The sequence below is a fragment of the Nocardiopsis valliformis DSM 45023 genome, from assembly GCF_000340985.1.
Taxonomy (GTDB): Bacteria; Actinomycetota; Actinomycetes; order Streptosporangiales; family Streptosporangiaceae; genus Nocardiopsis; species Nocardiopsis exhalans.
In genome coordinates this window covers 1-14,247 of the sequence record NZ_ANAZ01000007.1, presented here as the reverse complement: position 1 = coordinate 14,247, position 14,247 = coordinate 1, and the positions used below count along the sequence as shown (strand labels likewise).

Annotated in this window: 12 protein-coding genes; 4 read left to right on the top strand and 8 right to left on the bottom strand. The window is 72.0% G+C overall.

Going from position 1 to position 14,247, the window contains the following annotated elements:
• Positions 1-54: 54 nt before the first annotated feature.
• The 3 genes from D457_RS0107450 (at position 55) to D457_RS0107440 (ending at position 4,779) form a co-directional block, all read left to right on the top strand.
• Positions 55-3,087, top strand: coding sequence for an SNF2-related protein (locus D457_RS0107450; RefSeq protein WP_017580023.1), 3,033 nt, complete (start codon positions 55-57; stop codon positions 3,085-3,087).
• Positions 3,084-3,833: an SWIM zinc finger family protein gene (locus D457_RS0107445; protein WP_017580022.1), complete on the top strand. Its 750-nt coding sequence runs from the start codon at positions 3,084-3,086 to the stop codon at positions 3,831-3,833. The genes D457_RS0107450 and D457_RS0107445 overlap by 4 nt, the downstream gene beginning before the upstream one ends.
• A 109-nt stretch (positions 3,834-3,942) precedes the next feature.
• Positions 3,943-4,779: an SAM-dependent methyltransferase gene (locus tag D457_RS0107440; protein ID WP_026116429.1), complete on the top strand. Its 837-nt coding sequence runs from the start codon at positions 3,943-3,945 to the stop codon at positions 4,777-4,779.
• Positions 4,780-4,880: 101 nt separating this feature from the next.
• Here the strand turns inward: D457_RS0107440 and D457_RS0107435 are convergent, their stop codons facing one another.
• The 8 genes from D457_RS0107435 to D457_RS0107400 all read right to left on the bottom strand — a co-directional run bounded on the left by D457_RS0107435 (position 4,881) and on the right by D457_RS0107400 (position 13,016).
• Positions 4,881-5,714, bottom strand: a complete 834-nt coding sequence (locus D457_RS0107435; RefSeq protein ID WP_017580020.1) for an isocitrate lyase/PEP mutase family protein — start codon at positions 5,712-5,714, stop codon at positions 4,881-4,883.
• Positions 5,715-5,878: 164 nt separating this feature from the next.
• Complete coding sequence (gene pcaDC / locus D457_RS0107430) at positions 5,879-7,018, bottom strand: bifunctional 3-oxoadipate enol-lactonase/4-carboxymuconolactone decarboxylase PcaDC (RefSeq protein ID WP_017580019.1); 1,140 nt, start codon at positions 7,016-7,018, stop codon at positions 5,879-5,881.
• Positions 7,008-8,423 (bottom strand): 3-carboxy-cis,cis-muconate cycloisomerase, encoded by a 1,416-nt coding sequence (pcaB, locus tag D457_RS0107425; protein ID WP_017580018.1) that lies wholly within the window; start codon positions 8,421-8,423, stop codon positions 7,008-7,010. Before pcaB ends, pcaDC begins: the two co-directional genes overlap by 11 nt.
• A 64-nt stretch (positions 8,424-8,487) precedes the next feature.
• Entirely contained in the window at positions 8,488-9,069 is a 582-nt protein-coding gene (gene pcaG, locus D457_RS0107420; protein WP_017580017.1) for a protocatechuate 3,4-dioxygenase subunit alpha, read from the bottom strand.
• Positions 9,066-9,809, bottom strand: a complete 744-nt coding sequence (pcaH, locus tag D457_RS0107415) for a protocatechuate 3,4-dioxygenase subunit beta (protein ID WP_017580016.1) — start codon at positions 9,807-9,809, stop codon at positions 9,066-9,068. The genes pcaG and pcaH overlap by 4 nt, the downstream gene beginning before the upstream one ends.
• Before the next feature lie 186 nt (positions 9,810-9,995).
• Positions 9,996-11,171, bottom strand: a complete 1,176-nt coding sequence (locus D457_RS0107410) for a thiolase family protein (RefSeq protein ID WP_017580015.1) — start codon at positions 11,169-11,171, stop codon at positions 9,996-9,998.
• A gap of 184 nt (positions 11,172-11,355) precedes the next feature.
• Positions 11,356-12,111 carry a CoA-transferase subunit beta gene (locus tag D457_RS0107405; protein WP_017580014.1) on the bottom strand — a complete coding sequence of 252 codons (756 nt, stop codon included), beginning with the start codon at positions 12,109-12,111 and terminating at the stop codon, positions 11,356-11,358.
• Positions 12,108-13,016: a CoA transferase subunit A gene (locus D457_RS0107400; RefSeq protein WP_017580013.1), complete on the bottom strand. Its 909-nt coding sequence runs from the start codon at positions 13,014-13,016 to the stop codon at positions 12,108-12,110. The genes D457_RS0107405 and D457_RS0107400 overlap by 4 nt, the downstream gene beginning before the upstream one ends.
• A 179-nt stretch (positions 13,017-13,195) precedes the next feature.
• Here D457_RS0107400 and D457_RS0107395 point away from each other — a divergent pair, with 179 nt between their 5' ends.
• Entirely contained in the window at positions 13,196-13,999 is an 804-nt protein-coding gene (locus D457_RS0107395) for an IclR family transcriptional regulator domain-containing protein (protein ID WP_017580012.1), read from the top strand.
• Positions 14,000-14,247: the final 248 nt, after the last annotated feature.

Genomic DNA, 14,247 nt, shown 5'->3' with positions numbered 1-14,247 from the left:
GGTCCCCGCGATACTTGGGGCCGACGACGTTCGCTTTTCTCCACGGGAGGTGTGGTGCGGGTTCTGCACGGGGTGTGGTCCAGGGACACACTGGTGCTCTGGGGCGAGGGTGAACACGAGGAGGAGCCCCTGGCGGGGGCGCACCCCTTCGCCGTAAGCCTTGCGGAGCTACGCGAGGTAGCCGCCAAGGCCGGGATCGTCCCCGGGTCCCCCGACGGCGCCGCGTTGGTGCTTGTCCTGCCCGGCACCGCGGTCTCCCCCGCGCCTTCCGACTCCACCGACACGGCGCCCGCCGAACTCCGGCCCTGGCGGGTCCCGTCTCTGGCGCTGTCCGCGGCCCAGGCCGACACTCTGCTCACCATGCTCGACGACCTTCCCGTCGCAGCGGGCCCCGCCCTGACCCATCTGCGGGCGGTACACGCCTTCGCCGAGCGGCTGGTCCTGGCCGGGGGCGTCCTGCCCGACCTGGTCGGACAACCGCCCCACGCACGCTGGCGGCCCGCCCCGCTGGACACCGCCGAGTCCCACCTGGCGGCGCTCACCGACACCCTGCCCGCCGCGGCCACCGCCCACCTGGATCCGCACGAACGGGGCGATGCGGCCCGCGTCTGCGTGCTGGCCCCGCTGGAGCTGCTCACCGACGCCGCCGCCCGCCGTCTGGCCACCGCGCCGAAGCGGCACTCCCCCAGCATCGGTGACGACGCAGGCGCCCCTGGCACGGCCCACGACCCCGAAACCACACCCGCCGCCCGGCTGGCGAACGCGCTCACCGGGCAGCGCACCCGGGTGGACGACGGCACCGCCCAGGCGCTGCGCGGCCCCCTGCGCCAATGGCGTTCCCGAGTGCGCGGCGGCGGCCGGGCCCAGCTGCTGTTCGTGCTGCGCGAGCCCGAACCCGAGAGCTCCCGGGGCGGCCCTCGGCCCTGGACCGTGGAGTTCTGGGTGCGCTCCACCAGCGACCCCGGTCTACGCCTTCCCCTGGAACAGGTCTGGCTCGGCGAGGGCGCCGCCTGGCTGCCCGAGGATGTGGGTACCACCGCCCTGGCCGACCTGCGCCGCGCCGTACGCCACCTGCCCGCCCTCCGGCGGACCCTGGGCGATCTGGCCCCGACCCGGCTCCTCCTGGACACCGCCGGAGCTCAGTCCTTCGTGGGCGGTGCCGCGGCCCGGCTGACCTCGGCGGGGTTCGGGGTGATCCTTCCCGAGTGGAGCGGGCGCGGCGCCCTCGAACTGCGAATGACGGTGAACGAGGAGCCGAAGAAGCGCGGGCGCGGCGGGGTCGGCCCCACCGACCTCGTGGACGTCTCCTTCGAAGCGCTGCTGCGCGGTCCCGGCTCCGGCGAGCCCCTGGCCGCCGAGGAGCTGGACAAGCTCGCCGAGCTGGCCCGGCTCAAGCGCTCCCTGGTGCGGGTGCGCGGCCGGTGGATGGAGATGGACCCCGAACGGGTCGAGGCCGCCCTGGAACTGATGCGCCGCAGCGGCGGCGGACGCGGGCGGATGCGCCGCGAGGAGGCGCTGCGCGCGGCGATCGGGGTCGCGGAGACCCCGCTGCCGGTGGCGGACGTGGTGGCAGACGGCCCGCTGGGCGCCCTGCTCGACGGCGAGGCCAAGGCCGAACCGCGTCCCATGGGCACCCCTCCCGGTTTCCAGGGGAAGCTGCGCCCCTACCAGGACCGGGGTTCGGCCTGGCTGCGGTTCCTGGGCGAGCTGGGGCTGGGCGCGGTGCTCGCCGACGACATGGGGCTCGGCAAGACCGTGCAGCTGCTGGCCCTGCTCACCGACGAACGCGCGCAGGCCCCCGCGTCCGGGCCGACCCTGCTGGTGTGCCCGGTCTCCCTCGTGGGCAACTGGCGGCGCGAGGCGGAGAAGTTCGCTCCGGGGCTACGGGTGCACGTCCAGCACGGCCCGGACCGGCCGACCGGAAACGACCTGGCCCGGATCGTGGGCGCCTGCGACCTGGTGGTCACCACCTACGGGGTGGTGGCTCGGGATTCGGACGAGCTCTCGGGGATGCCCTGGCACCGGGTGGTCTGCGACGAGGCCCAGGCGCTGAAGAACCACTCCACCCGGCAGGCACGGGCGGTACGCTCGCTGCCCGCGGCGACCAGGATCGCGCTCACCGGCACCCCGGTGGAGAACAACCTGGGCGAGCTGTGGTCGGTGATGGAGTTCGCCAACCCCGGGCTGCTGGGCACGGCGGCCGACTTCCAGCGCGCGGTGGCCGACCGGGCCGAAGCCGAGGAGGGCGCGGGGGACGGCACCGACCTGGTGCGTCGGCTGACCGGTCCGTTCGTGCTGCGCCGCCTCAAGACCGACCGTTCGATCATCGCGGACCTGCCGGAGAAGCAGGAGATGCGCACCTGGTGCACGCTCACCCCCGAGCAGGCCTCGCTGTACAAGGCGGTGGTGGACGACATGGCCGAGCGCATGGCCGAGGCGGACGAGAAGGAGCGCAAAGGGCTGGTGTTGGCGACCATGTCTCGGCTCAAGCAGATCTGCAACCATCCGGCCCAGTTCCTGGGAGACGGCTCGGTGCTGTCGGGCAGGTCCGGCAAGCTCGACCGGCTGGAGTCGATCCTGGGCGAGGCCGTGGCCGAGGGCGACAAGGCGCTGTGCTTCACGCAGTACGCGCGTTGGGGCGAGAGGTTGGCGCCCTACCTGCGCTCCAAGCTGGGGGTTCCGGTGCTGTGGCTGCACGGCGGCACCTCCCGGGCCGACCGCGAGCGGATGACCGAGCACTTCCAGACGGTGTCGGGTCCGGTGGTGTTCCTGCTGTCGTTGAAGGCGGCCGGGACCGGGCTGAACCTGACCGCGGCCAACCACGTCGTGCACGTGGACCGGTGGTGGAACCCGGCGGTGGAGAACCAGGCCACCGACCGCGCCTTCCGGATCGGACAGCGCCGGGACGTGCAGGTGCGCAAGCTGGTGTGTGTGGGCACAGTGGAGGAACGGGTGGACGAGATGATCGAACGCAAGAGCGCGCTGGCCGACGGCGCGGTGGCCACCGGGGAACAGTGGCTCGGCGGACTGTCGGTGGAGGATCTGCGCGAGGTGGTTCGGTTGGCGCCGGAGGCGGTGTCGGGATGAGCTGGTCGGAGCTGGTCGGGGAGGCCTTGGGCGGTCCCGGTGACGGCCCGGGCGCCGCCGCCGTGGAACGGTTCTCGGTGCGGCCCGGCGAGGTGCTCGCCCGGGTTCGGGGGCACGAGGTGAGCCTGATCCGCACGGTGTGGGCCGACGAGGAGTGGGTCCAGGTGTGCGCGGCACTGGCCTCGCAGCCGCTGTTCCGAGCGCGGCTGCTCTCCGGTGAACTGCCCGACGCCGCGGCCCGGGTGTTCGGACTGCTCGGCCTGGACCTGGTGCCGCGCGGCTGGGGCGCACTGGTGGCGACCTGCTCCTGCGACCACTGGCGGGGGCGGTGCGCGCACCTGTCGGTGACCGCCGCCGCGCTGGGCGCCGAGGCCGACCGCGACCCCTTCGTCCTGACCCGCTGGGCGGGCCGGGAACGGCGGACGCTGGTGGAACTGGTCAGGGACCTCCCTGCCGGAACAAAGGGACCTTCGGCTCGAGAAGCGGCGTTGGCCGACGATCACCCCACACGTCTTTCCGAAGAACACCCCGGAGCTGGTGATGGCGTTTTCGCCGCCCAGGCACAAACAGCAGATCCCCTTTCCCCGGCGGCCTTCTGGTCAGCCCCCGCACCTCCCCCTCCACCGCTCCTGCCCGCGGACACCGCAGACCGCGCCAGGGCCGCAGCGCCAGGCCATGTCGCCGATCACCTGCCCGGTTTCGACCGTTCCGAGAAGCCCTTTTCGACACTTCAAGAGGACCCCTGAAGTATCCGCTTGTTTTTCTTGTGGAAAACGCCGGTAAGCGCACCGAAACATGGTTACGATTCGACTGGAGACGAACCCGCACGACTAGTCCTGATTGGTACCTCTCCTTATGGCCGATCGCTTCCCCCCTCACATCGACATGGACACTCCGAGCATCGCTCGGATGTACGACTACCTGTTGGGAGGAAAGGACAACTTCGCGGCGGACCGGGATGCCTGTGAGGTACTCGCCGCGGGGATCCCCGAGCTGGTCTCCTTCGCCAGGGACAACCGGGCCTTCCTCGGACGCGCGGTCGAGTACGTGAGCGGCCGGGGGGTGGAGCAGTTCCTCGACCTCGGTGCGGGACTGCCCACCGGGGAGAACACCCACCAGGTGGCGCAGAGGGCCAACCCCGGAGCACGGGTGCTCTACGTGGACCACGACCCCATCGTGCTGGCCCACGGCAGGGCTCTGGTCGCTGACAGCTCCGGGACCGCCTTCCTGATGGCCGATATGCGCGACACCGACCTCATCCTCGGTTCCCCCGAGGCGCAGGGGCTGATCGACCCCGATCTGCCGGTCTGCGTCATGCTGGTCTCCCTGCTGCACTGCCTGCCCGACGAGTCCGACCCCTTCGGTCTGGTGCGCGACCTGATGGGCCGGCTGGCACCCGGGTCCTGCGTGATCTTCTCCCACATCGTCTCGGACGACACCGCGGCGGCCGCCTGGATGACCGACAAGATCCTGTCCTTCGGCACCCCGTGGGGCCGGGTGCGCAGCCCGGAGGAGGCCTCCCAGGTCTTCGCCGGACTGGAGCTGGTCAGCCCCTGGGCCGACGGGCGCGACCAGGGCCCCCGCGCCGTGGACTGCAGCACCTGGCGCCACCCCGACCGGGATCCGGTCGCCCGCCCCAAGGAAGCGGACATCAAGCGCTGGGAACTGGCCGGAGTGGCCTTCAAGCCCTGACCCGCCCAGACGACGAAGAGGGTCCGCAGAGCCAGCAGCCGAGCCAGGCGCGAGGCTGGTAGCAGCCGGGGCGAGCGAGGTAACGGTAGTCGGCGCCGGGCTTACAGCAGTCGGTGAATCTCGGGGTTGGAGCTGGCCTCGGCTATCCGGGCGAAGGTTCCGTGCTCGGCGACCTCGCGGGCGGCCGCCAGGGCCGCGGTCAGCGCCGAGCGCGACAGCCCCGAGCCCAGGCTGACCCGCCGTGCGCCCAGGTCGCCCAGCTCCGCCACCGACATCTGTGCCGCGGCCCCCGCCGCCAGGACGTTGACCGGGCGCTCCACCGCGGCGCACACGGTTCGGACGGCATCGGCGTCCGGCAGCCCAGGCGCGAACAGCACGTCCGCCCCCGCCTCCTCGAAGGCGCGCAGGCGGCGGACCGTGTCCTCGAGGTCCGGGCGGCCGTACAGGAAGTTCTCCGCCCGGGCGGTGAGTGTGAACGGGAAGGGCAGTGCCCGCGCCGCCTCCGCGGCGGCGCGGACCCGCTCCACCGCGAGCCCGAACTCGTGGATCGGGGCGTCGGGGTCAGCGGTGGTGTCCTCGATCGAACCACCGACGATCCCCGTCCCGGCCGCCTCCCGCACAGTCCGAGCCACCTCCTCGGGGCTGTCAGCGAACCCGTTCTCCAGGTCCGCCGAGACCGGCAGGTCCGTGGCGGCCGCGATCGCCGCGGCGTTGCCCAGGGTCTGCTCCCGGCTGACCAGTCCGGCGCCGTCCCGGTGTCCCAGGGAGTGCGCGAGCCCGGCGCTGGTGGTGGCCAGGGCCGCGAATCCGAGCCCCGCCAGCAATCGGGCCGTCCCGGCGTCCCAGGCGTTGGCCACCACAAAGGCGCCCGGCCCCCGGTGCATTTCCCGGAAACGCTCCCCGCGCTCACGCAGAGCCTGTTCGGTGTGGTCCATGGGTTCCTTCCACTGCCGCGGGCTCCGCGGTCGAACATCGACGACGTTCGTTCACGTGTTCGAAAGCCACATTACCGAGGCGGGCGGCCCTTTGTCCGGCGAATCGGCAGACTCTCCGAATTTCCTTCCGGAGGCGGATCTCCTTTCCTCCCGGCCCCGCGGGTTCAGGCCGAGGCCTCCTCGTCGAAGACCTCCTGGGCGATGGCGAAGGCCTTGTTGGCGGCCGGGACACCGCAGTAGACGGCGGCCTGGAGGAAGACCTCGCCGATCTCGTCGGGGGTCAGGCCGTTGCGCAGGGCCGCGCGCACGTGCATGGCCACCTCGCCCCAGTGGCCGTGGGCGACCAGGGCGGTGAGCACCATGCAGCTGCGGGTGCGCCGGTCCAGGCCGGGGCGGGTCCAGATCTCGCCCCAGGCGTAGCGGGTGATGAGGTCCTGGAAGGGTTCGGTGAAGGCGGTCTTGCGGGCCTCGGCGCGGTCCACGTGGGCGTCGCCGAGCACACCGCGGCGTACCCGCATCCCGGCTTCGTAGCGGTCGGCGGCGGCGAGGTGCTGGGTGATGAGCGTGTTGACCCGAGCGGCCTGCTCCCAGGACAGCAGGTGGGCAGCGCCGTCGAGTACCACGATCCGGGCTCCGGGCACACGTTCGGCGATCAGCGCACCGTGGGGGTCGGGCGGGGTGGAGGGGTCCTCGGCCCCGGCGATGACCAGGGTGGGCGCGGTGATCCTGTGCAGGTCCTCGCGGGTGTCGTGGTGCTCGATGGCGCCGCAGCAACCGGCGTAGCCCTCATCCGGGGTGTCCACGATCTGGTCGCGCAGGCGGGTGATCTCGTGGGGGTGCGCGGCGGCGTAGTCGGGGGTGAACCAGCGTTCCACCACGGCGTCGGCCAGGGCCGCGGTGCCCTTGTCGCGGGCCAGGGCGGCCCGGTCGCGCCAGTTCTGGGCGGGGCCCATGTACGGCGAGGTGGCCAGCAGGACGAGGTGGCCCAGGCGTTCGGGGGCGTTGACCGCCAGCCACTGGCCGACCATGCCGCCGATGGACAGGCCCGCGTAGTGGGCGCGCTCGATGCCGAGCCGGTCGAGCAGCGCCAGGACGTCCCCGCCCAGGTCGGCCATGCTGTAGGGCCCCTCCGGGACGGGCGAGTGTCCGTGTCCGCGCAGGTCCACGCGGATCACACGGAAGACGGTGGACAGCGCCTCGACCTGGGGTTCCCACATCCCCACGGTCGAGCCGAGGGACCCGGCGAGCACCAGGGGCGGTGCGTCCACGGGGCCGCTCACGAGGTGGTGGAGGTCAACGCTCATCGGTTCCTTCTTCTGTGTCGGTCGGGCCGGTTGCTGCGTCGGCGGGGCTGGCCCCTGTGCCGCTGGGGCCTGCCTGGCCGGTCCTACCCGTGACCCGGTCGGTGAACACGGGAGCGGCGCCGAGGTAGGCGGCGGGGTCCAGCAGTGCACTGATGCGCTCGCGAGTGCGCAAGCCCCGGAGGTGTTCGGCCAGCACCTCGACGGGGTCGCGTCCCTGTTCCACGGCCTCCCGGCAGGCTCCGGAAACCCTGCGGTGGGCCTCCAGCCGACCCAGTTCGGGGACCAGGTCGGTGGTGAGGCGTTCGCTCAGGGCCAGCCCGCCGGTCAGGTCCAGGTTGGCGCGCATGCGGTCGGGGTGCACGCGCAGACGCTGAACGCTCACGCGCAGCCAAGAGACCGCTGAGCCAGTGCGCCGCATCAGGTCGGTGAGGGGGAGCCACTCGGCGTGCCAGGCCCCGGCGGCGCGCTGGTGTTCCTGTATCTGCGCGGCGAACAGGGTTGCGACCAGGCCAGGGGCCTGGCGGGCGGCGGCCAGGGCGCTGACGGAGGCGACCGGGTTGCGTTTGTGCGGCATGGTGGAGGACCCGCCGACCCCGCTGCCGCCTTCCTCGGTGAGTTCGCCGACCTCGGTCTGGGCGAGCAGGACGATGTCCTGTGCGGTGGTTCCGACCGCCCCGCAGACCCGGCCCAGAGCGGCGGCGATCTCGGCGATACGGCCGCGCTCGGTGTGCCAGGGCAGCAGGGGTTCGGGCAGGCCGAGGTGTTCGGCGAAGGCTGCGGCCACGATGGGGCCGTGCGGTTCGAGGGAGGCCAGGGTTCCCACGGCGCCGCCAAGTTGGGCGGCCAGGTGATGGGTGAGCACGTCCTCGAGCCGCTCCGCCGCCCCCGTGAGCCCCGCGGCCCAGCCCGCGGCGACGGCGCCGAAGGTGGTGGGCAGGGCCTGCTGGAGCAGGGTGCGGCCGGGCATCGGTGTGGTGCGGTGGTGGTCGGCGAGCGCGTGCAGGTCGGTGATGAGCGCGCACAGTTCGGTGCGCAGGACCTGCCCGGCCCGGCGGACCAGGAGCATGGCGGCGGTGTCCATGACGTCCTGGCTGGTGGCACCGCGGTGGACGTGGCGGGCGGCCTCGGGATCGGTCTGGTGCACGTGTGCGGTGAGCTGTTTGACCAGGGGGATCACGGGGTTGCCGCCGTCCGCGGCCGCCCTGCCCAGGGCGGCCGGGTCGAAGCTGTCGGCCTGGCAGGCGGCGGCGACGGCCTCGGCCTGCTGGTCCGTGATGTGACCCGTGTCGGCCAGTGCCCGGGCGAGGGCCGCCTCGGCGTCGAGCAGGGCCTGGAGCCAGGCGGTGTCGTCGGTGAGCGACCCCAGGGGGCCGTGGTTGAGGACACCGTCGAACAGGCCGGTCATGGGAAGTCCTTGTCTGGCTCGGGGCGGGCTCGATGGGCAGCGGTCGGCGGGCGGACGACGCGGGTCAGATGTCGAAGAAGACGGTCTCCTGCTCCCCCTGGAGGCGGATGTCGAGGCGGTATCCGCCCTCCTCCCGGTCGGCGACGAGGGTGGCACGGGCGGCCGGGTCTCCGATGGAGTTCAGGACGGGGTCGGCCGCGTTGGCCGCCTCCTCCTCGGGAAAGTACAGGCGGGTGACGACCCGGTGCATCATGCCGCGCGCGAAGACGGAGATGTCGACGTGCGGCGCCTGGTCGCCGGTGGGCCCGGGGACCGGCCCGGGTTTGAGGGTGAGGATCGCGTAGGAGCCCGAGGCGTCCGTGGGGCACCTGCCGAATCCGCGAAAGCCCGGCAAACTACGTGCGCCCCGGGGGTCGTCGGGGTGGTCGAAGCGACCGTCGGGGTCGGCCTGCCAGGTCTCGACGAGGGCGTCGGTGACAGGGGCGCCCGCGCCGTCGTAGACGGTGCCGCGCAGCCAGAGCGCGCCGGGTGTGCCCTCGACGACGGCGAAGGGGCCGTCCGGCCAGGGCAGGCCGATGTGCAGGTAGGGGCCCACCGTCTGGGACGGGGTGGTGGGTACCTGGGGCTGGTTGGTGTGAGCGCTCACTCGTCGTCCTCCAGGATCTCTTCCTCGGACTCGAACAGGGTCTGTTCGCGTCCGCGCAACACGATGTCCCACTTGTAGGCCAGGGCCCACTCGGGTTCGGTGGCGTCGTAGTCGAAGCGGGCCAGCATGCGTTCGCGGGCCTTCTCGTCGGGAACGGACTGCCACATCGGGTCCTGGAAGAACAGCGGGTCGTCGGGGAAGTACATCTGGGTGACCAGGCGCTGGGTGAAGGCCCGCCCGAACAGCGAGAAGTGGATGTGGGCGGGGCGCCAGGCGTTCTGGTGGTTCTTCCAGGGGTAGGCGCCGGGCCGGACGGTGACGAACCGATAGCGCCCCTCGGCGTCGGTGAGGACCCGACCGACCCCGGTGAAGTTGGGGTCCAGCGGGGCGGGCCAGTTGTCACCGGTGTGGCGGTAGCGGCCGGCGGCGTTGGCCTGCCAGACCTCCACCAGGGTGTGCGGGACCGGGCGGCCGTCGCTGTCGCGGACCTGGCCGTGCACGAGGATGCGCTGGCCCTGGGGTTCGCCCTCGTGCTGGCGGGTGAGGTCGTGGTCGTGGGGGCCGAGGCGGTCCTGGCCCAGCACGGGCGCGGTGATCTCGGTGAGCATGTGCGGCAGGAGGGTGAGCGGGCGCTGGGGGTGGCGCAGCGCGGTGCTCTTGTACCCGGGGTAGTCCAGCGGCGGGTGGGTGTTGTGATCGCGAACATACCCGGGGATGTGGAGCCCGGAGGTGGTGGACATGCGGTGCTTCCTTTCGGAGCGTCGGAGCGGGCCCCGGGACGGTCGGGGCCCGCAGCTGGGGACATCAGTCACGCGTTGTCAGACGCGGCCCCTGGGAGGCACGACTTCAGGTTCTGCCCCTTCTGCTTCCGGGGCCAGGTGCCGTCGGGCGTTGAACTCCAGGCGCGGACTCTGGATCATGCGACCTCAGGCGTGCAGGACGACGGCCAGGCCCTGGCCGACCCCGATGCACAGGGCGGCCAGACCCCATCCTCCGCCCCTGCGGCGCAGTTCGTGGGCGAGCGAGCCCAGAACGCGTGCCCCGGAGGCGCCGAGCGGGTGACCGATAGCGATGGCTCCGCCGTTGGGGTTGACGATGTCGGGGTCCAGCCCTTTCCAGGCACGGACGCAGGCCAGGGACTGGGCCGCGAAGGCCTCGTTGAGTTCGACGGCGCTCAGGTCGCCCCAGCCGATCCCGGCGCGTTCGAGGGCGATCTCCGCGGCACGGACCGGGCCGATGCCGAACACATCAGGATCCACCCCGGCGACGCCCCGGCTGACCACGCGGGCCAGGGGTTCCAGGCCGGTGGCCTCGGCCGCCGCCTCATCGCCGAGCAACAGGGCCGCGGCGCCGTCGTTGAGGGGAGAGGCGTTGCCCGCGGTGATGGCGCCGTCGTCACGGAAGGCCGGTTTGAGCCCGGCGAGCTTGTCGGGTGAGGTCTCGCGGATGCTCTCGTCGCGGTCCAGGCGGGCGCCCTCGACCTGGACGATCTCGGCGTCGAAGGTGCCTTCGGCCCAGGCGCGGGCGGCTTTGGCGTGGCTGGCCAGGGCGAAGGCGTCCTGGTCCGCCCGGCTGACGCCGTGTTGACCGGCCAGACCCTCGGTGCTCTCGCCCAGGGAGAGGGTCCACTTCTGGGGCATGCGCGGGTTGACCATGCGCCAGCCCAGGGTGGTGGAGTGCAGGGTGGCGTTGACGGCGGGGAAGCCCTTGGCGGGTTTGGGCAGTACCCAGGGGGCCCGGCTCATAGACTCCGCTCCCCCGGCGATGACCAGGGAGGCGTCACCGGTCTGGATGGCGCGGGCGCCCTGGATGGCGGCTTCCATGCCGGAGCCGCAGAGGCGGTTGACGGTGACTCCGGGGACGGTGGTCGGCAGCCCGGCCAGGAGAGCGGCCATGCGGGCGACGTTGCGGTTCTCCTCGCCCGCACCGTTGGCGTTGCCGAGGAGGACTTCGTCGACGGCAGCCGGGTCGAGGCCGGGTGCGCGTTCGACGAGGGCGCTGATGACGTGCGCGGCGAGGTCGTCGGGGCGGGTTCCGGAGAGGGCGCCGCCGTACTTGCCGAAGGGGGTGCGGACGGCGTCGAGGACGTGGACGTCGGTCACCGTGGGCCTCCTGGTTTCGAGGGGTGTGGGTCCGTGGTGCGGGCCCGTCGGGCGGGGTCCGGGGCGGCCCCGGCACCATTACCTAACGGTGTTAGGTATCGTATTGGGCCAGGTTTCCGACCCCGGTCCGCCTCGGTTCGGATCCATGCCATGACCCCGACAGCTCCCGTGTACGGCGCATCGCTCAGGCCGCCCCGGTGAGGGAGCGGAGCACGGAGAGCTCGTCGCCGGAGGGGTCCGGGGTCCGCACGAGGTCGTCGCTGATCCTCAGGTCCCAGCCGGTGGCCTCGCGCACCGCCGCCACCTCCACGCCCGGGTGCACGCCCACCAGCGTGAGTTCGCGGGTGCGCGGATCGGGTTCGAGCACGCCGAGGTCGGTGATGACCCGGACCGGACCGGATCCGGTCAGCCCGAGCCGTTCGCGGTCGCCGGAGCCGGACCCGTGACCCACCGAGGTCACGAAGTCCACCTTGTCCACGAACGCACGGCGGCTGTGCCGCATGATCACGACCACCTCGCGGCAGGAGGCGGCGATCTCAGGAGCGCCGCCCGCTCCGGGCAGGCGCACCTTGGGGTCGTCGTAGTCGCCGATGACGGTGGTGTTGATGTTGGCGTACCGGTCGATCTGGGCGGCGCCCAGGAACCCGACGTCGATACGTCCGGCCTGGAGCCAGTAGTTGAAGACCTCCGGGACAGAGACCACGGCGTCGGCAGTGTCGGCGAGGATCCCGTCGCCGATGGAGAGCGGCAGGTGATCGGGGGCCGCACCCAGAGTGCCGGATTCGTAGATCATCCACAGGTCGGGGGCGTGGGTGCGACTGGCCACGTTGGCGGCGGTGCTGGGCAGGCCGATGCCGACGAAGCAGGCCATCCCGTCGCGCAGCGAGCGCGCCGCGGTGACGGTCATGATCTCGTCGGACGTCCAGGTCACGGTGGTCACGCGCCTCTCCCAGCGGGTTCGGGGTCGCCGGTGTCCGGGGCGGCGGACGCCGTGGGGGTCGAGGTGGCCGGAGCGGCTCCGGAGAGCACGGCGGCCGTGGCACCGGACGCGGTCGAGGTGAGTTCGGCGAGCCAGGAGGTGAAGGCCTCACGGTCCCGGCCGATCGTGTCCCAGGCCTTGTAAGCGGCGTTGTCCCGCTCGTAATAGCCGTGCGCGTAGGAGGGGGCGGCGCCGCCGGGGACGACGCTCACCGCGTCCACGACACGGCTGGGCAGGATCACCTGTCCGGGAACGGGGTCGAGGGCGTCCACGACCTCCTCCACGGTGACCAGGACCCGGTCGGCGGCCAGGGCGGCCTCCTTCTGGATTCCGACGATGCCCCACAGCTGCACGTTGCCCGCGGTGTCCGCGCGCTGGGCGTGGATCACGGTGACATCGGGGTTGAGCGCGGGGACGGCAGCCAGTTCCTGGCCAGTGAAGGGGCAGGAGACTGTCTTGATGTTGGGGTTGTGCTCGACCAGGTCGGTGCCGCTGTAGCCGCGCAGGACCGCGAAGGGCAGCCCGGAGGCGCCCGCGATGTAGCGGTTGGCCATCCCGGCGTGGCTGTGCTCCTCGATCTCCAGCGGGCCAGGCCAGGAGGCGGTGACCGCGTCGCGGAAGCGGTGCAGCGAGCCCACGCCGGGATTACCGCCCCAGGAGAACACCAGTCTGCGCGCGCATCCGGCGCCGATGAGCTGGTCGTAGACGATGTCGGGCGTCATCCGGACCAGCGTGAGGTCGCGCAGGCCCTGCCGGATGATCTCGTGCCCGGCTGCCACGGGGATGAGGTGGGTGAACCCTTCCAGGGCGACGGTGTCCCCGTCGTGGATGAGCTGCCGAACCGCCTCGCCCAGGGGCACGGCCATAGTGACCCTCCCGTTCGTATAGCGAATGAATGTTCACAGTGCGAACAACTGGGTATGACGGTAGCGCCGATCACAGGAAGGGTCAAGGCATGCCCCGACTGTTCGGTATGAGAACATCTCGATGACCAAGCCCCGCCGCGACACGGCCTCACCTTCTGCCCCCAAACCTGGAAGGCATCATGACCACCGAAGACGCCCCCGACCGCGGAGCCCACTTCGTTCAGTCCCTGGAAAGGGGACTCATGGTCGTCCGCGCCTTCTCGGCCGATCGCCCGTCGATGACGCTCAGCGAGGTCGCGCGCGCCACCGACCTCACCCGGGCCGCCGCCCGGCGTTTCCTGCTGACCCTGGTGGATCTGGGATACGTGCGCACCGACGGCCGGATGTTCTCCCTGACCCCGCGCGTTCTGGAGCTCGGCTACGCCTACGTGGCCTCCGCCGGGCTGCCCGACGTCGCCCAGCCGCACCTGGAGGACCTGTCCGCCCGGGTACGCGAGTCCGCCTCGGTTTCGGTCATGGAGGGCGACGACGTCCTCTACGTCGCCCGCGTGGCCACCTCGCGGATCATGGCCGTGTCCATCGCCGTGGGCACCCGCTTCCCCGCATCGACCACCTCGATGGGCCGGGTCCTGATCGCGGGATACGACGACACCGAGCTCACCGCCTACCTGGACCGGGTGGAGCTCAAGCCGCTGACCCGGTTCACCATCACCGACACCGCCAACCTACGCGCGGAAATCCTGCGCGTGCGCGAACAGGGCTACGCGATCGTCGACCAGGAACTGGAGGAGGGCCTGCGCTCGCTGGCCGCGCCCATCCGCGACGACAGCGGCCGGGTGATCGCCGCGGCCAACGTGTCCGCGCACGCCAACCGCTCCTCCATCGAGGACGTGCGCCGCGACCTGCTCCCCGCGCTCCTGGAGACCACGGCCCGCATCGAGGCCGATCTCGCCTCCGTCGCCCGCCGCGACCCCGCCCGCTGACCGGTGAGGGCCGGCCGGGCCCCGGGCCGGTGTGAAGATGCTGTTGGCGAATCCGCAGCGTTGGGGCCCAGAGAAGCGGAGAGGCTGGCATGGAGAGGCTGGCATGGGGAGGTTTCTCTGGGGAGGTTTCTCTGGGGCAGGCTCGGGCTCGGGTACTGCATCCGGGGGCCTGTGTGGGGCCTGTGTGGGGCCTGGGGTTCGGGGTGAGGTTCGGGTTTCGTTTCTGGTTGCGGTTCCCCCGTTTCCCG